Raw genomic sequence first — 17,361 nt, 5'->3', positions numbered from 1 at the left:
CCCTGCTAGTCGGACACCGTTATGACGTAGGCGTCATCCTTTTCCTCCAGTGAAAGCCCATCTGTCTGCGCCAACAATCGCAGGCTTTTCGCTGCTTCATTAAGATTAAACCGTCCGCTAATGCGTTGGTTACCGTTCCCTACCACGTGCACCGGCTTATTCAGATAGCGGGACAATTGCTCGGTTACGATGCCAAGCGGCTGATTATCTACATCCAGCCAGCCACTACGCCATTCAGGCAGCAGGCTGTCGTCGATTCTGAATGTACGGTGCCAGTTGCCATCTTCCAGGATTACTCCCTCACCTTTCACCAGCGTGAGCGACTTGTCAGCAAACACACGAACAACACCTTCGTACACTCTGATCACGGTTTGATGCGCCAGTTTATCGATATCGAACGCGGTACCGACGACCTGCACCCTGGTGGTATCGACATTAACGACGAAGGGGCGCTCCGGAGCGTGAGCAATATCGAAATAAGCCTGCCCCCGGGTAAGACTCACTTCACGCAACGCCTGCGTGTGATTCACCTGCAATGATGTATTGCCGCTCAGATAGACCACCGAGCCATCTCGCAACACGGCCGATTCAGGTGAGCCTGCGTGTGTTTCGACAGACAGTGTCTGAGCCTGAGCAACGGCCACTGGCGACTCTGTTTGCACGGTATTGTTGTGTTGTAACCCCAGCCAAATAACCAGTACTGCCGCCACCGCCATACTGGCTGCAATGGCAAACCACGGGCGCGCTGTACGGCGTATTTCGACGACGTCAGGCACAATGGTGGTTGTTTTATCGTGGCGCTGTCGACTGGCTAGCTGTATTGCTGCCGCTGCCACCTCAGGCTGGCCAATCGCCGCTGCAATGCGCGTGAAAGCTTGTTGATGTTCAGGCACAGCAAGCCACAGCGACAATTCAACCTTGCCCTGTTCGTCCAGTTCATCAAAGCGATCAAACCAGTCTGCGGCCTGATCTAAATGATCTGCGTGTGTCATCTGTGCCTCTGTTACTTACATTCAATTATATAGATGGTGATTTTATGCATTCGGGGACAAAAAGAATGATTATTCTGCAGATTCTGTCCAACCCGCTTCTTCCAGTTTGAGCGTCAGCTCTACCATGGCCCGGGTAAGGTGCTTTTTCACCGCTTCCACACTCAAATCCAGCGCGGCGGCGATGTCATCCCGGCTCATACCGTCTACCCGCCGCATAACAAAAACCTCCCGGCGCAACGGCGACATTTGCGCCAATACGCTTTCAATAAACGCCAGTTTGCTTGCATTGTGATAATGGGTTTCGGGACTGTCGTTGGCGGCTTCCAGTTCTTCATTCTGCCAGTCCACGGCATTCGGCACGGCTTTACGCTGAAAATCATACAGCACCGACTTCGCCACAGTAATCATGTAGGCAAGTGGATTTTCCAGTTCGGCGAAGCGCACACTTTTACTGGTGCGCAGCAGGGTTTCCTGCAGCACGTCTTCGGCTACCACCGGATCATTGGTAAGCCCGCGGATAAACGCTTTTAACGCGCTGCGGGACTGAACGGCTGCCGGGTCGGTAATACCCTGCCAGTCAGCCGGAGAGTTGCTTTCGTTCAATGTTGCCTTCGCTGAAGAAATGAGAGATGACAACATTAATGCAGATTTATGACAGTGAGATGATACTCAAACAGCAAACTTTAATCAGGAAAGCACAATACTCACTTCACAGCCATCAGCAGTAAAGCGATGCTGATAGGTCCAGCCAAGCTTGGCTGTGACCCTTCTTACCAGTTCCAGGCCAAGACCGTAACCTGATTCGTCGTTTCCTACCGGATCATTATACTGTTCTGCATTGTCTTCACGGTTGACGATCGTCAGGGTATGACCAGACTGGCTTATGGTAACCATACCACTTTGGGTATGCTGAAATGCGTTACGGATAAGGTTACCGCATACAATGCGAAGGGCTGTCGGCGGGATAGAGCAAACGACATTGTCCGTGGCGAGTTCCACGTTCACCTGTTTTCCGGTAAGCAAATAATGTAAATCCTGCACCAGCGCAGACAACATTCCTCCCGGCTGAATGTCAGAGACGGCCAGTTCATCGTGATCCTGACGGCTAAGCCAAAGCAGGGTTTCAGTAAGATCTGTCATAGTGTGGGAAGCATGGTCAATGCGACGGATGGCGTTTGCGCCTTTTGACGGCCCTTTTTCTTCCAGTTTATGCAACAACTCCACACTGGAACGGATTACCGCAATAGGCGTGCGAAGTTCATGGCTGGCGTGGGAAACAAACTCCCGCTCTCTCACCAGTCCTTCCCGCACATGTTGCAGGCTGGAATGGACAATACCCGCCAGTTCATTAAGCTCCTGATATTTGAATTCCGGCACAGGTTGTTCCAGCGTTTGTTCATTAAGCCCCTGTGCCCATAACCGCAGTCGCTCAACTGGCCTGGATACGCTGCGCAGCAGGATCATCAGCACCCCGGCGAACAACACCAGCACGCCCAGCCCCAGGAGCATGGACCAGCCTTCATGGGAAATCATGAATTCAGGTTCGTCATCGAGTTTAAGAGAGTCAAACACCTGGGCCACGTACCGGTCGGGATATCTGCCACGGCGATCAGCAATTTTTACCACAAATACGGCACTGGACGGCCTGAAGAAGATAAACGATCGCTCAACGGCTTTATGTAAATGAAATGGCCGGAGTTTGTCCGGGTTAAATTTTGATTTCACGCTGTCCGGGAAATCCTTCCAGTCGGCGACGATGATAAAACTCAGGACTTTCTGAGGCTTGCCCGGCTCCACTTGTGTTTCTCCGGCGGCAGATATCATAGTGCCACGCATGACGCCGTCCATCCCTGCGAAAAAATTCACCATTGCAAGGAAACTGAAACCGGAGATGACGACTGTTCCCATTACCAGCAGGGCAATGAGAATATAGCGTCTCAAACTCAGACTGAAGCCACGAACCATACTATTGCGCTCCGGACACTAATTTGAAACCTACACCGGTAGCAGACTGCACATCCAAACCGCTTTCTTTCCCCAGTGCCTTTCTCAAATGATGAATATGTACTTTCAGGCTATTGGAGTCCGGCCGGTTTTCGCCCCACACGGCCTGGGACAGCATTTCACGGGAGACCGGCGCAGGGTATGCCCGCACCAGCTGTTCGAGTACGATAAACGCTGTGGGACTCATTTTCACAGGCTCGCCTGCCAGCGTGGCCGTTTTTCCGTTCACATCCACACACAGTTCACCGCATCGCAATTGCTTTACCTGCCCGCTTCGTCTTAGCGACAGCGCCTGCAAACGCGCCACCAGCTCGGCCATGGCAAAGGGTTTTACCAGATAATCATCTGCCCCTTTAGCAAACCCTGCCAGCTTGTCATCTAACTGATCCCGTGCGGTGAGCATGATAACCGGCGTATCATCGCCCTTTTCACGTAACCGTTCACACACAGACAGGCCATCCAGTCTCGGCAGATTAATATCGAGGATCACCACGGCATATTCATTTTCAGCCAGAAAATTCAGTGCCGCCACACCGTTACTGGCATGATCGCAGTCGAAATCTTCCAGTGCCAGATAATCAACAATGTTCCCGGCTAAATCTAAATCGTCTTCAACCAGCAGTAATGTGGTCATCACGGTCTCCGAAACGTTTTTTTAAATGCTCACGGCCACGCACCATCAGGCTTCGCACATCTTCATTAATTAACACCAGTGCAGGAATTAACAACAGGGTGATGACAGTAGCAAACAGAATACCATAGCCCAGCGATGCTGCAGCAGGGATCAGAAACTGTGCTTGTTTGGAGGTTTCCCCGAGAATAGGATACAGCCCGGCAAACGTCGTCACGGATGTCAGCAATACTGCCCGCAGGCGGCTGCTACACGACTCGATAATGGCGTCCTGCACATCGGCACCAAAACGGCGTAACTCGTTATAACGGGAAACCAGCAGCAACGAATCGTTCACCACCACGCCGCTGAGGGCAAGAATACCGTTCAGAGACAACAGACTCATCATCAAACCGTTGCTCCAGTGACCGAGGATAGCGCCTACCACACCAAAGGGGATTGCCATCATAATGATCACCGGCTGAACATAAGATTTAAGCGGAATGGCAAGCAAAGCGTAAATGGCCACCAGTGCCAGGATAAACACCGTTTCCATAGAGCTTTGTGTTTCTTCCTGCTGTTCTGCTTCACCAGCAAAATGCACTGACAAATCCGGATACTGGCGGGTAAGCACCGGCACCAGTTCACTGTTCAGTTTTTCCACCAGCTCAGTTGAGGTGATTTCATCACTGACAACGGATGCAGAGACAGTAAGCGCCCGCAAACCATCAATCCGCGTGATTTGCTTCTGCTGGCTGTCAGGGATAATACGGGCAACCACGTCCAGCGGTACCACAGTGCCGTCGTTCAAACGCACTCTGGCGTTCAGGATATCGGCAGGGTTCGCCCGGTCTGCTTCAGGGTAACGTACCCGCACTTTTACTTCGTTTTTATCGCGCAGATAGCGCTGTACAATTTCACCACCAAATGCCCGCAGCAGCTGCTGAGACAAGCTTTTGGTATCCATGCCCAGTGCACGGCCCTGCGGCGTCAATTCGAAACGCAACATGGCTTCCCCGGGCGTCAGTGAGCTTTCTACACTGTGCACACCGTCGATGTTTGCCAGCGCTTCACGGAACGCAGCTTCTGCTGCTGTCAGCGTACTGTCACTGATGCTCTTCAGCTCCACCTGGAAGGCGTTTACCATTTCCCTGCGGGACTGAATTTTTAATTGCTTCACCCCTTCAGGCTCACCGGCAAGCTCACGCCATTTCGACGCCAGTTCATCCAGCGAGTAAGGTTGACTCTCTGCCAGTGAAACAATGATGCTGCCACTCTGATCACCGGACGCCGTCACCTGCAAATTGGCGATGCCTGAACCTTCAAGGCCCAGATTGTTCATCAGAAAATCATCCGCTTGATTAAGCGTGTTTTCGAGCCGAGTCAGGTTTTTCTCGTTCTGACCGAAGCTGGCATCACTCTGCAACGTCATTGACGCTTCCACTGTGTCACCGGGCATACTGGGGAAAAAGCCTACCCGCACCACACCTTTCATTGGCATACCAATCACCAGAATAAACAGGGCGACAAACAGCATGACGGCGGCATAGCGATATTGAATGGCTTTGCGCAGTGCCGGCTGATACATCCGTTCGTTGAAGAAACTTAAGCCGCGATCAGCACCCCGCTGCACTTTGCCCCACAGATCAGCAATGCCCTTACGGGGTTTTCTGTGCGTAGGTAAATGGGCCAGGTGAGAAGGTAAAATGAGTTTTGATTCCACCACCGACAGCAGCAGACAGATGGTAACAATCATGCCGAACTGGGAATAAAGCTTACCCAGCCCGCCTTCCACGTTAGACAATGCAAAGAATGTCGCAACAGTCGTCAATACCCCGAATAATGTGGGTACGGCAACCCGCATGGTGCCTTTGATGGTGTTTTGCAGTGTGTCTCCGTATTTTTGCCTGGTGGCGTATACACTTTCCCCCACCACCACGGCGTCGTCCACCACGATACCCAGCGCCATAATAAACCCGAAGGTAGTCATTTCGTTGATGGTCATATCAACGAAGCTGTCAGTCATGAAAAACAGGGTACCAAAGAAGATAAACGGCAGACCGGCGGCCACCCAGAATGCCACGCGAAGATTCAGAAACACTGCCAGCGTGATAAATACAAGCACGATGCCGGACAGCGCATTTTTAGTCAGCAAGGCGAGACGGTCGGTAATCATGGTGCTGCGGTCATACCAGGTTTCCAGCTCTACGCCTTCCGGTAACAGACCCCGCTCATGCCACTCTTCTACCACGCTTTTCGCCTGTGCCACCATGTTCACCACATCGCCGTTTTCATCCATCACGATTTGGATCCCATAGCCGTTCACACCATTGTACCGGGCCAGCGTGTAGGCATCATCGGCAAACATGTCGGTCACGTCAGCCACATCACCGATTGTCAGGAATGTGCCGCTGTCGTCGGCCAGTAGCGGAATGTTGGCAAAGTCCTCTGCATAATAGGCCTGCTCAGAGGCTTTAAGCCGGATCACCTTCTCTTTGTTCCGCAGGCTGGTTGTGAGGGCGGTAGCCGACTCCTGATTAATGGCATCGGCAATATCAGACATGGTCAGTCCGTATGCCTGTAACTTAGCCTCATCAATTTCGATGGACATCATGGGGTCAATAAAATTAGGCGTACTGACCTCACGAATTTCGTCTTTGGCGAGTAAATCCCGCTCCAGCTGATCGCCCAGTTGTTGCAATGTAGCGTGGTCAGTATCACCGTAGAGCTGCACCCAAATCACGTGATCCTGCCGCCGTCCTTTGGAGATCACCGGCTTTTCTGCATCAGACGGAAAATTGAAGATACTGTCTACCTTGGTTTTCACGTCCGTAAGTAGCGTATCGAGATCGTAATCACTTTCCTTTTCAATCTGTACGTTACTGCCACTGGCCGTAGACGTAGAGGTAATGCGCTTAATCCCGGGCACACCTTCCAGCGCATTTTCGATGTTAATCGCAATGCCCTCTTCGGCCTGAACCGCGTCACCGCTGTCGTAGGTCATGGAAACATTGATAAAGCGGGGATCCATACTGGGGAAAGCCTCTTTACGGATATCACCCAAAGACGCCAGCCCGACAATGATCATTCCCAGCATTAACAGATTTGCCGCCACCGGGTTGCGGGCAAACCAGCCGATGATACTGCTGTTATTCGCCGCCATTGCCGACCTCCGCTACCGGATTTACTTTCATATTGACCAGGTAACTGTTCAGCGGCCGCACGACCACTTTCGCGGTCTCCATACCGGCAACCGGCGTAATGTAGGCATGACCGTTTTCCATAAACAACACCTGCGGGGTAAATTTATCCAGCGTGTTGCTTTGCGTGACGTACCAGACTTCCTGCTTCTGCGAAATCGCAGAAGACGGAATTTGCCACACATCCTGCCATTCACGGCCGGCAATTTCTGCCACCACATACGTACCAAAATACAGCGGAGATGCCTGAGCAAGCGGGTCGTTGACCACCACGATCGCGCTTCGCTGTCGGGATGTGGTGTCCAAATGCTGCTCTACCCGCTCAACCACACCTTCCCAGCGGGTTAAACCGTCCATGTCGGTCAGTGTGACCGGCCAGGGCGCTTGTTTCAGTGTCGCCGGTGACGGCAGATTGTTCCACTGTGTCGCTGACAGCGGTATGGCGATTTCTGCCACATTCGTGGCATACAATGCAGCAATTTCAGCGCCCGACTGCACAAAGCTGCCGGGCTGAATGCTACGGGTTACCACCACACTGTTAAACGGTGAAGTAATTTGAGTAAAGGCCAGATCACGCTGCGCTTGCGCCAGCGCTTTTTCTGCCTGGGCAACTGTAGCTTCTGCCGCAGCGAGTTGCGGTCCGCGCAGAACCAGAGAAGATGATGGCTCACCTTCCAGTCCGGAGCGTTGCCATTCAGACAGTGCCTGCTGGCCCTGTAAGCGCTCTTCTTCCAGCGCTACTTTTGCGTCTTCCAGCGTAGCCTGTGCTGCCGCTACAGCCTGTTCATAATCGGTATTGTCGATGGTGGCCAGTACATCCCCTTTATTAAACTGTGCGCCGGTTTCAAACCGTTTGCTCAGCGACTGTACCTGTCCGGATACCTGCGCAGATAACGTCAGATTAAAACGGGGGTTTACCTGACCGTAACCTTCTACATTGGCCTTATGAGACTTTGCAGCCACACTGACCACACCCACTTCAGGAATGGTAGTGGTTTGCTGTTGCCCTGCGCCCGGCATCCTGCCTGCCGGTGCAGCCTGTTGTGTCTTCTCGTTACCATTTTCTGTGCCGGCAGTCTCAGGCTTTGCCGCAGTAGCAGAAGACGGCGCGCCAGGCGGTCCCGGTGGTGCACCATTCCCACCAATTAACATAACAGCGAGAATGACCACGCAGACTGCGCCCAGAGTGATGAAAAGGGTTTTACGTTGCTGACTCATGACGATACTCCAAGGCCGAGTGCCAGCCCTAAATCGATACGGTTTGAAAGTTGATTGCGCTGAAGCTGAACCAGTTGTGCTTCCAGGGAATAGGTAGTCTGGGTAACTGACAATAAATCGAGAATATCACTCAGCCCCTGACGATACTGACTGGTGTAGTTGTCCTGACTACGCCGTGAATTGCTGTAAGCCTGACTGATATGCTGTTGCCGGCGCTGATAGCTGTTTTCCAGATCCAGTGTTGCCTGCACTTCCTGTACCGCGGTAAGCAGTGTGTCCTGATAGTTCCACCAGCTGTTCAGTGTATCCAGCTCTGCCAGCGCGATATTTGCCCGCAGCTCACCGCCCTGAAACAGCGGTGCCGTAATACTGCTCAGTAAGCTCCACACGGGGTCTTTGAACAACGACAGCGCGGGTGTGGTACCAGAGTCACTCAGGGCTGCGGTAATATTCAGTGACGGCAGTAATTGCTTGTACGCCACTTTTTCAGAGGATTCGTTAGCTTTAATCTGATAATACGCCGCCATCAGATCAGGACGCCGCGCCAGGTCCTGTTCCGGCAATGCAGTCAGCGGCAATACCACATCAGGGAACGACTCGCTGATGGCAACATCAGCCAGTGACATATCGCTGCGCCCCAGCAAAACCGCCAGCGCACGTTTTGAACTGGCCAGATTATTTTCATATTCAGCAATATTAGCCCGTGACGTTGCACTGCTGGTACGGGCTGTATCTAAATCTGCCAGTGTGCCAAGGCCGGTGCGGTAACGGTTTAAAATGATGCTCTCGCTGTTCTCAAGCGCGGCCAGTTTCTTCTTTTCAATATCCAGAATTTTCTGCTGGCTGATGATATCGAGGTAGCCCTGCATCACACTGGCCGCCAGCGTGGCCCTTGCCGACTGCAACGCCGCCGCATTACTTCGGGTAGTAAAAGCCGCGGCATCCACACTGTCACCGATACGGTTCCAGATATCAATCTCCCAGCTGACATTCACCGAAGCACTGTAGGAGGTGTCAGTATTTTCACTGTTATTACCGGACAAGCTGGCCGATGCCTGTGGCAGGCGGGACGCATTGGCAGATGTCTCCCGTATTTTTGATTGCTTCAGTGTAATGAGTGTTTGCTGCAAACCTGGGTTATGCGCTATCGCTTCATCCACCAGCGCCCGCACGGCTTCTACCGGCAACAACTGGTCAAGACTGGCTGTTCTCATAGCAGAGTCTGACTGAGGCAACCAGGAAACCGTCTTCCCCATTTCCTCAGTCACCCGTTCACTTAATGCATTATCAGTAGTGTCTCCGGTGCTGGCACACCCCGACAGTATTAATGCGATGCTCACTGTGAGCACCGGCAATTTCCTCTTCATTACTACACCCGGTTTACTCGTATGCTGCAACATTACATCAGGCAGGGTTAAGGCCGGGTTAACGCCGGGATTGTGCCGTTTAACATGAGCCATGTCAGAACCGGAGCGGGTGAAATTGCAAGGGGCATAGGATAAACTTGCGCGGTTGTTGAATTAGCAGGTTTTATTCATTGGATACTTTAATCACCCCCCTTTCTGAACTCATTAAAATTGCCGTTGCGCCGGTATTTTTACTTGCCGGTATCGCCGGCTTTCTGAACGTGATGTCTGGCCGTCTGGGTCGTATTTCCGACCGCGTACGGGTAGCTGAACGGAATATCCAAACCTTTGCTGATGCTGAGCGGATCCAGAAAAACAAACGTGAAATTATTATGCTGTGGCGAAGAGTGGGGGTGATTAACTGGGCGATCGGCCTGTGTGTGACAGCAGGTTTGCTGGTGTGCTCGGTGATTGTTACTTTGTTTTCCGGTGAATTATGGCGCATCAATCTCGATACGCTGGTCATCACACTGTTTATTCTGGCAATGGCATCACTGATATCAGCTTTACTGGTATTTCTGGTAGAGGTGCGGCTTGCTACCAAAACCATCGAATACACCCGTAACGTGCACTGAGAGTGCGGGCTGGCTGACAGCATTGCGCTGTCAGCCCTTACTGTTTATGTCCAGGAAACGATGCCGGCCGCATTGAAATACGCAAGATAAGCGGCAACCATCAGCTGCAGCACAATGAATATCAGCACAAAGCCCTTCAGCCAGCGGGATGCATCTGAACGGCTGTAAACTACCGTTTGAATACAGGCCCATATTGTCACTAAAGGCAGAACAACAGAGCTGATGAACAAGACAACCGAAATTAACCCCGGGGCCGCCAGATAAGCAAAGGGATTGCTCATGCCAATGCCCAGCGAAAGCAGAAAAACAAATGCACTGACCGCTGACAGTGACATCCACTTACGGAGTTGTTTTCCGTGTACCGTGGTAATTTTCCCCCTGGCGTTATTTATCAGCCAGACAGGTGTATACAACAAAGCGATAAGTAAGAAGATTAACCAGGCAAATAACACGACTTTATCGGCGACAGCGTTTAAAGCTGAGACTTTCACCAGTACGCGATCACCGTAATGAATAACCTCACCGGCAAGGGGATCCGTGGCCGCTGCCATCACAATCTCACCCTTTTCGTTTTGCCAGCGATTGTCACCGGCGTAGGTTAATTCCCGGTTCCAACCCGGCGGAAACACGCTGGACAGCTTAGCTCCGTCATCCTCCACATCAATCATAACGGGAGCGACCAGACGCTCGATAAAATACTGCTTTTCTATACGGGTATTAATAAACCGGTAGTAGCCGGACTTTTGCTTCCATTCATCCGGTACCGGCTGACTTATCACTGAAGGAGTATCTGTCTGCGAAACCAGGAAGTCACTGATTTTTCTTCCCACCTTATACAGTACACTGGCATCATCGCTATTCTGCAAAATCACAAACCCGTATCCACCCTTTGGAGAATACGCCAGCTCTGATGTCCAGCCGGTTAACGCCCCGTCATGTCCCCGGTAGGCATATCCGCCGTAGTAGCGGGCAAAATTATAGATGCCGTAACCACCATCGAAGTGATACACATTCGTGGTATCACTTACCTCCATGCGGTTAACACTGTCTATGCTGAGCAGTGGCGAACCGCGCCCAGTAAAGAATGCCAGCAACTTAGCCTGATCATTGATACTGGATGAGACGCCGCCTGACGGATACATCAACAAGTGTTGATGAGGCACAACCTGACCACCGCTGACGCCGGATGCAGCATCGCTGTTTTGCTCAGGCTCTGCGTAAAACGTATTTTCAAATCCAAGGGGAATAAAGAGGGTATCGCGGATATAGTCTGTAAAAGGCTGACCGGTTACCTGCTCTATCAGCATAGCGGTGGCCACTGCCGCGGAATTAGAGTACGCATGACGGGTGCCGGGCGCCCAGCGGGATACCCTGCTGTCAGGATTTATCCCGAACGCTTCACTGAGAGGCATGACATCAGCATTGTCATACACGTGTTCCTTCAGCGACAAGTCATCCCAGCCGGTGGTACTTTCAAGTAAATGCTTAACCTTCAGCGGATGAGTCGCTTGCCAGGGGTTTTCAAATTGAAGATCAGGCAAAACGTCCCTGACATTGTCTTCTGGATTGATGCGTTCCTGTTCGATAAGTCGCATAGCAGCGATACCCACGAACATTTTACTGATGGAAGCAATACGGTAAGTTGTGGAAGGCGTTACCGCCTGAGATGAGCCGGGCGCTTTTACCCCGAAGGTATTAATATGGGCGGCCTGGCCGGGTTGAATGACGGCCCATGCCATTGAGGGAATGTGGCTGTCTTCTAAGATTTCTTCAATAGCAGCGTCGAGTTCATCCACAGAGGCCGGCACACTGTCACCGGCAGCACTGAGAGCAGGGAAAAGCATAATAAAAGCGAGCCAGCACATCGCCGGCAGACGGAAAAGACGGGTCATACAAATATCCTTTTGCAAATTGTAATTCTTTTACTGGCCAGTCCCAGACCAAAGACACCGCTATCTTTGCTGCTCAGTGAACAGCATTAATCCATATCGACAATCTGATCCTTGCCTGAATATTTAGCACGGTATAACCGCGCATCAGCTTTCTCTACCAGCTGTTCCAGATTCTGCATCTCTTCCGCACACACGCCTATGCTGCAGGTAAGATTGAGACGATGCTCGGTGAACTCATGCTCGCGGACTCTTGTCAGAAAAATATTCAAATCGTCCAGCAAAGCAGCATAATCACGGGTGGAAATCACAGTGAATTCCTCACCACCATAGCGGGCATAGAGATCTTTACCGAAACAATCTCCCATCAGACTGGCAAATTCCTGCAGCAGATGGTCGCCGGTTTTGTGACCGTAAGTATCATTAACCGGTTTGAAGTCATCAACGTCGATCATAGCAACAGTAAGCCCGCCCAGACGCCCTTCATTTTTGAACAGTGCCTCGCCCTGTTCAAACAGGTAGCGCCGGTTGTACGTTTTTGTCAGTGCATCCAGATTCGCAGAATCACGGATGGTAACCAGCATCTCCTGGGCTTCGAGGTTTTGTAGCACCCGGCAGAAGAACTCTTCGTGATAAAACGGCTTACTCAGGAAGTCATTAGCGCCGCTTTTAATGAACTTGGCAGATAACACACTGTTACCGTTGGCAGATAAACCAATAAACACCAGGTCCTGGAAGTTACGATCCTGACGCACGGCTTTAACCAGTTCAAAGCCGTCCATATTCGGCATCATGTAGTCAGAGATAACCAGCTTGATATCCGGATTTTCAGCCAGTACCTGCAAGGCTTCCACTCCGTCAAATGCTGACAACACCTGAAAACGGAATTTGCGCAGAAAAGCACACAGGTAAGAGTTGCTGGTAGTGGAATCATCAACCACCAGTACTTTGGTGGTCAGATTTTTACGCAGGCGGTCAATCAGCTTGATAACCTGCATGTAGGAATAACGGGATTCTTTGGTGATGTAGTCCAGTACGCCTTTGTCAATGAGAGAGGAACGTAATGTCTCATCAAAATTACCGGTCAGTACGGCCGTAGGTACGTCATGAGAGAGCATCAGTTCTACGATTTCACCACGCGGAGCGTCGGGCAGGTTCAGGTCGACAATCGCTGCCAGAAATTCTTCGCCGCTATCCAGCTTTTGCTTTGCTTCAGCATAATCCGAACACAGCACACTGTGAAAGTGGGGGTTATCTTCCACCAGCTTATTTAAAATTTTACGGACTATCTGACTGTCTTCGACAACGAGAATTTTAAACATAACTACAACCTGAACAACTTGTCATACCAGCATAACCAATAAAAAAGAATAATGCGTTAACAAAATACGAAAGTTATACTGATGTATAACCTTCGCAGCCATTAATCTTCCCTGGCTAATGCGTCGAGTACAGCAAACAATACGTTTGCACCCACCCGCGACACTTCCTGATCGTAGATATGTTCTACATTTACGCCTTCCTGCCCGCCGGCAAGATCGCTGATTGCACGAATTATAACCCAATCTACATCATTTATCGTGCAAACCTGACCGACTGCTGCAGATTCCATTTCTGTCACTTCGGCTTTAAATACATCACGTGTCCACTGGCGGTATTCGCGGTTATCCAGAAATACCGAACCGGTCACGCCGTTACCGCCTACCGTTAATTTTGCTTTGCGTTCGCCCAGAATCATCTGGTCCGGTAAGGCCAGCATGGCACTTCTTGCTGCATCCAGCAAACGGGGAGTCGCAGAGAAATAAGCCGTATCCACCGGCTCATCCAGGCCGTCTTTAATGATCAGCACTTCGTCAGGCTGGATGAAATGAAAGTTCTTGTATGCCGGCAGGTGCGGATCCACTTGTCTGCGCTCCGGCTGCTCCTGCAAAAATCTGGCGTAATATTCCGGCAACACGTAATTGCCCGGGTTTTGTTTATCCGGATTGGTGTACACGCTTTCATCATGATAGTACCAGCGCTCAGGCACAATCACATCGCCGGGCTGCCAGTCCGGATTCACCGCGCCGGCAATCCCCATGTACACCACCTGTTTCACAGGAAAATAATCGAAAGCCATCTGCATGGTCAGTGCAGCATTGGCGATACTCATGCCCGTCGCAAATACAAGAATGGGTTCATCATGGTATTTACCTATACGGTAAGTCACACCTTTGTACTTCACGACCTCCGTGATCTGAGCGCCGGGATCAGCCTCGATACGGCCCAGAATCCCCTTCATTTCAGGCCCGTATGCCACCACCACGGCAGTAAAACCTTCCTGTTGAAACTGCTTTGGTCCGAAAGCTTCTGTTGAAAGCGTGTTATCTGCGGGGGCTACTACGGAGGGCGTTGCACAGCCACCCAGCATCAGCAACGAAAATAATGCAAAAACCAGTGAGCGGGCACCGGTGATGGAAGGGGTCATAGATAAAATCCGGATGTGTAAAAAGAATTAAGGATTTTAAGCGGAAATACTGGAGAAACACAATGCGCAGTTACCTCGTCAGTGAGCGATAACTGCGCTGCCATTTAGCAAAAAATAAATGGTTTACAGAGGTAATACTTCCATTACCAGAACGAACATACCACGGCGTTTCTGCGCCGGTGCTTTTGCGTTGTCATCTTCAAACTCAGCTTCCAGCCAGTACATGCCCGGTTCCTCAAAGGTAACTGCAATCTGGCCGTCAGCGTCGGTTGTAAGGTTCATCGCATCGTCAGTATCACGATACTTTTCACCGTCTTTTACAATAGTCACTTTCGTGCCGGTGGCAGCACCGCCATCCATCAGAAAACCAAGGCTGATTTCTTCACCGGTATACAGGTCATTCGGATGCGTTTTACCATCCAGCTCCAGGCCTTTACCTGAAGGTTTGATGGCATCTTCTGAAGGTTCACCCAGAGTAGCAAATACATTAATACGGCGTGATGATTCGACCACTTCCAGACCGTCTGCTTTTTTCGGTACTGCTTTGTTGAATTCTTCCAGCGTGCCGGTTTTACCGCGACCGGGCCACATCTGGCGCTTACCGTCTGCGTCTTTCCAGAATGCCATCAACGACTGGGATGCTGTTTCAACACGGTACGTGCCTTCTTCCTTCACATTGATGTCGAAAACACTACGGTAGCGCAGTTTCTGTTCGTGCTGCTTCGCCACTTCTTTACCGGAAGGCGAAGTTACCGTAATACCTTCTGTGCCCAGTGCGAAGTGATCAGGGGTAAAAATGCCATTTGCCACTGCAGCATCGAAGCTGATCCACTCGTCATCGCCGGACACAACAGTGGTTGTCGGCTTAATCCATGCACGGTGAGCCAGTGCCGGTGTTGCGATTAAAGACAAAGCAACAACGCCGGTACCGATCAGATGTTTAATTTTCATTTATGGCTCCAAAGTTAATTCAATTTCAGACAGTTCCTGCTCACCTTCTGCAACCTGATGTTGCGATGCAGAAACAGGCAATGTGACAGGCACGCTTAATACTTCGCGGCCACCCAGTTCCCGGGCAGCTTCAACGTACAGGGTGTATTCTCCGGCAGGAATATCATCGAACTGTCCGGACAAGTCGATGGTGTGCTCACCGGGACGACGGGTGGCACCGCTTACTCCGTCCATAGGTAAATCAGCACTGCGGCCACTGCGACGCCACCACAGGCGCAAATCTTTCAGCCATTTCTCGCCTTTACCGTTTTCCATTTCCACGTCATACCATACGGCAACGTCTTTTACCCGCTTCTGCTTAGCATCAGCCAGCCAGACGGCAACATAAGGTGCATGGTATTCAGCGACAGACAGACGGGGCAAGGTAACCTTTACTTCACTGGCATGAGACACAACAGGAAAAACAGCGAGAGATAAAGACAGAACGGCACCAGCTAACCCACGGCGTTTTGCTGATGACAATTGGCGTACCACGGTACATCCCATTAACAGACACTCCTTAAATGAACAATTTTAATGTCAGCGCACATTCATATTCCCGGTATATTCCGGGTCGGAATCTTCCCCTTTCTCCTGATAAGCCCGCCGGAACAAGCTGTTTATCCCGTTGTCCTACAAATTGAACGTGATGGAATCGACTCTTTCAGCCCGCACCCTTATTCTGGCTGAGTAAGGATTACCAAGAAATGAGAATTATTTCCATTTAGACTAAACTGACTCGCATGAATTCTCAACTCATTTCTTCTGAGATTTCACAGGAATCATTCGCTATATGAACACCAAGCTTCTCCGTTCGCTGCAAATTTTCGTTGAAGTTGCTAATACCAGCAACATGAGTATCGCAGCCAAAAAACTTCACATGACCGTGTCTGCCATCAGCCAGCAGTTGCGCAAACTGGAACAGGAAATCGGACTCAGTCTGTTTAACCGTAACACCAGACACATCAGCCTGACAGAGGCCGGTCACATTTATTATAAAACCAGCATGGAACTTATCCGTGTGGCAGAAGAGGCTCAGCACCAGATTGAGCAACTTCAGGAAACCCCCTCAGGCCGCTTACGTATTGTCGCGCCGGAAGGGTTCGGTGGTGGTCTGCTGAGTAAACCTTTGCAGGCATTACTGTCTGAATTTCCGAAAATTAAAGTGGCACTGGAATTAACCAGCCAGACTACTGATGTCATTGCCAGCGGTGCGGATCTTGCGATTTCATTGCAGGAAGTAAGCGACGTCAATCTGCACTGCCGTCATCTGGCCACCTGGGATCTGATTGTCTGTGTGGCAGCAAACCATCCGCTGGCAGATCTGGATACCGTTAACAGTACTGATTTAGCACCCCATGCGTATATTTCTCATCCGGGAATGCGGGATTATGTGGAATCACAGGAAGGAAAAGATAAAGCTCTGCCTGATCCGCCCCGCCTGATGGTGGACTCGGTACAAGCTTTAATCCGCCTGACTCTGGATGGCCTCGGTTACGCCGTGCTGCCTGAGCCGGAAGTCAGAGAGTACATTGAAACTGGCAAACTGGTGAACATTCTGCCTGAATGGAAAGCGTCGAAATATGATGTCTACGCGGTTGCACCGAAACATGATGCAACACCAGTAAAAACACTGGCTGCGGTTAAGTGTTTGCAGGAATCTTTTTCACTGATATAGAACGCTTTGTTCTAAATGAAAAAAGGCCGGTTAAACCGGCCTTTTCTCTTTAATTGGCGTAAACGGGGTGAGATACCGCTTTGTTCACTAGTTGTGAAGTTCGTGTGCCCCGTGCCTTATAGCGATATTGCTTACCGGTACGGGTTTCATTTTCAGCCCGGCTTTCGCCTGTTTTAATGGCTTTTCCACGTTTACGTTGAATTTTGATCGTATCAAGACACATAGTTATCACTCCTGACTAACTTAGACATGCCTGAGCTATTCGCCCGCGGTCGTTAAACCGCGCATATTGTATAGCCCGGGATGATAATCCTTACTGCCGGTTTGTCGCT

General features: G+C 50.8%; 15 protein-coding genes. 2 read left to right on the top strand and 13 right to left on the bottom strand.

What is annotated here, in order from left to right; genetic code table 11:
- Positions 1 to 5: 5 nt before the first annotated feature.
- The 7 genes from ACXAH4_RS01605 to ACXAH4_RS01575 form a co-directional block, all read right to left on the bottom strand.
- Positions 6 to 992, bottom strand: coding sequence for a FecR family protein (locus tag ACXAH4_RS01605; protein WP_474880416.1), 987 nt, complete (start codon positions 990 to 992; stop codon positions 6 to 8).
- Between the two features lie 69 nt (positions 993 to 1,061).
- On the bottom strand, positions 1,062 to 1,631 hold the full coding sequence (locus ACXAH4_RS01600) for an RNA polymerase sigma factor (RefSeq protein ID WP_474841838.1): 570 nt from the start codon (positions 1,629 to 1,631) through the stop codon (positions 1,062 to 1,064).
- Positions 1,632 to 1,679: 48 nt separating this feature from the next.
- The gene (locus ACXAH4_RS01595; protein ID WP_474880414.1) at positions 1,680 to 2,957 is read right to left on the bottom strand and encodes a sensor histidine kinase; all 1,278 of its coding nucleotides are present in this window, start codon (positions 2,955 to 2,957) and stop codon (positions 1,680 to 1,682) included.
- Position 2,958: 1 nt separating this feature from the next.
- Positions 2,959 to 3,630 (bottom strand): response regulator transcription factor, encoded by a 672-nt coding sequence (locus ACXAH4_RS01590; RefSeq protein WP_474841842.1) that lies wholly within the window; start codon positions 3,628 to 3,630, stop codon positions 2,959 to 2,961.
- Positions 3,608 to 6,769, bottom strand: coding sequence for an efflux RND transporter permease subunit (locus tag ACXAH4_RS01585; RefSeq protein ID WP_474880412.1), 3,162 nt, complete (start codon positions 6,767 to 6,769; stop codon positions 3,608 to 3,610). The genes ACXAH4_RS01590 and ACXAH4_RS01585 overlap by 23 nt, the downstream gene beginning before the upstream one ends.
- The gene (locus ACXAH4_RS01580) at positions 6,756 to 8,024 is read right to left on the bottom strand and encodes an efflux RND transporter periplasmic adaptor subunit (protein ID WP_474841846.1); all 1,269 of its coding nucleotides are present in this window, start codon (positions 8,022 to 8,024) and stop codon (positions 6,756 to 6,758) included. The genes ACXAH4_RS01585 and ACXAH4_RS01580 overlap by 14 nt, the downstream gene beginning before the upstream one ends.
- Complete coding sequence (locus tag ACXAH4_RS01575; RefSeq protein WP_474841848.1) at positions 8,021 to 9,484, bottom strand: TolC family protein; 1,464 nt, start codon at positions 9,482 to 9,484, stop codon at positions 8,021 to 8,023. The genes ACXAH4_RS01580 and ACXAH4_RS01575 overlap by 4 nt, the downstream gene beginning before the upstream one ends.
- Before the next feature lie 77 nt (positions 9,485 to 9,561).
- Between ACXAH4_RS01575 and ACXAH4_RS01570 the strand changes: the two genes are divergently transcribed.
- Entirely contained in the window at positions 9,562 to 10,005 is a 444-nt protein-coding gene (locus tag ACXAH4_RS01570) for a DUF2721 domain-containing protein (RefSeq protein WP_119502960.1), read from the top strand.
- A gap of 44 nt (positions 10,006 to 10,049) precedes the next feature.
- Here ACXAH4_RS01570 and ACXAH4_RS01565 read toward each other — a convergent pair whose 3' ends face one another.
- From ACXAH4_RS01565 to ACXAH4_RS01545, 5 genes are all read right to left on the bottom strand, one after another.
- Positions 10,050 to 11,897: a serine hydrolase domain-containing protein gene (locus tag ACXAH4_RS01565; protein ID WP_474848452.1), complete on the bottom strand. Its 1,848-nt coding sequence runs from the start codon at positions 11,895 to 11,897 to the stop codon at positions 10,050 to 10,052.
- Between the two features lie 86 nt (positions 11,898 to 11,983).
- Entirely contained in the window at positions 11,984 to 13,216 is a 1,233-nt protein-coding gene (locus ACXAH4_RS01560; protein WP_474841853.1) for a diguanylate cyclase, read from the bottom strand.
- 101 nt (positions 13,217 to 13,317) lie between these two features.
- Positions 13,318 to 14,361, bottom strand: a complete 1,044-nt coding sequence (locus ACXAH4_RS01555) for a 5'-methylthioadenosine/S-adenosylhomocysteine nucleosidase family protein (protein ID WP_474841855.1) — start codon at positions 14,359 to 14,361, stop codon at positions 13,318 to 13,320.
- Between the two features lie 123 nt (positions 14,362 to 14,484).
- Entirely contained in the window at positions 14,485 to 15,312 is an 828-nt protein-coding gene (locus ACXAH4_RS01550; protein ID WP_119502963.1) for a DUF4198 domain-containing protein, read from the bottom strand.
- The gene (locus tag ACXAH4_RS01545; protein ID WP_474841857.1) at positions 15,313 to 15,858 is read right to left on the bottom strand and encodes a DUF2271 domain-containing protein; all 546 of its coding nucleotides are present in this window, start codon (positions 15,856 to 15,858) and stop codon (positions 15,313 to 15,315) included.
- A gap of 286 nt (positions 15,859 to 16,144) precedes the next feature.
- Between ACXAH4_RS01545 and ACXAH4_RS01540 the strand changes: the two genes are divergently transcribed.
- On the top strand, positions 16,145 to 17,029 hold the full coding sequence (locus tag ACXAH4_RS01540; protein ID WP_474841859.1) for a LysR family transcriptional regulator: 885 nt from the start codon (positions 16,145 to 16,147) through the stop codon (positions 17,027 to 17,029).
- A 49-nt stretch (positions 17,030 to 17,078) separates the two neighbouring features.
- Here ACXAH4_RS01540 and ACXAH4_RS01535 read toward each other — a convergent pair whose 3' ends face one another.
- On the bottom strand, positions 17,079 to 17,252 hold the full coding sequence (locus tag ACXAH4_RS01535; protein ID WP_303572246.1) for a hypothetical protein: 174 nt from the start codon (positions 17,250 to 17,252) through the stop codon (positions 17,079 to 17,081).
- Positions 17,253 to 17,361 lie beyond the last annotated feature (109 nt).

It is taken from the genome of Alteromonas sp. ABV2_168, assembly GCF_056161165.1.
The sequence above is the reverse complement of the archived record's forward strand: the minus strand, read 5'-3'. Positions and strand labels throughout refer to the sequence as shown.

Coding starts and splice junctions, on each gene's coding strand:
- ACXAH4_RS01535 (WP_303572246.1), bottom strand. CDS start 17,252: ATGTGTCTTGATACGATCAAAATTCAACGTAAACGTGGAAAAGCCATT.
- ACXAH4_RS01565 (WP_474848452.1), bottom strand. CDS start 11,897: ATGACCCGTCTTTTCCGTCTGCCGGCGATGTGCTGGCTCGCTTTTATT.
- ACXAH4_RS01580 (WP_474841846.1), bottom strand. CDS start 8,024: ATGAGTCAGCAACGTAAAACCCTTTTCATCACTCTGGGCGCAGTCTGC.
- ACXAH4_RS01560 (WP_474841853.1), bottom strand. CDS start 13,216: ATGTTTAAAATTCTCGTTGTCGAAGACAGTCAGATAGTCCGTAAAATT.
- ACXAH4_RS01595 (WP_474880414.1), bottom strand. CDS start 2,957: ATGGTTCGTGGCTTCAGTCTGAGTTTGAGACGCTATATTCTCATTGCC.
- ACXAH4_RS01585 (WP_474880412.1), bottom strand. CDS start 6,769: ATGGCGGCGAATAACAGCAGTATCATCGGCTGGTTTGCCCGCAACCCG.
- ACXAH4_RS01600 (WP_474841838.1), bottom strand. CDS start 1,631: ATGTTGTCATCTCTCATTTCTTCAGCGAAGGCAACATTGAACGAAAGC.
- ACXAH4_RS01590 (WP_474841842.1), bottom strand. CDS start 3,630: ATGACCACATTACTGCTGGTTGAAGACGATTTAGATTTAGCCGGGAAC.
- ACXAH4_RS01550 (WP_119502963.1), bottom strand. CDS start 15,312: ATGAAAATTAAACATCTGATCGGTACCGGCGTTGTTGCTTTGTCTTTA.
- ACXAH4_RS01545 (WP_474841857.1), bottom strand. CDS start 15,858: ATGGGATGTACCGTGGTACGCCAATTGTCATCAGCAAAACGCCGTGGG.
- ACXAH4_RS01555 (WP_474841855.1), bottom strand. CDS start 14,361: ATGACCCCTTCCATCACCGGTGCCCGCTCACTGGTTTTTGCATTATTT.
- ACXAH4_RS01605 (WP_474880416.1), bottom strand. CDS start 992: ATGACACACGCAGATCATTTAGATCAGGCCGCAGACTGGTTTGATCGC.
- ACXAH4_RS01540 (WP_474841859.1), top strand. CDS start 16,145: ATGAACACCAAGCTTCTCCGTTCGCTGCAAATTTTCGTTGAAGTTGCT.
- ACXAH4_RS01575 (WP_474841848.1), bottom strand. CDS start 9,484: ATGGCTCATGTTAAACGGCACAATCCCGGCGTTAACCCGGCCTTAACC.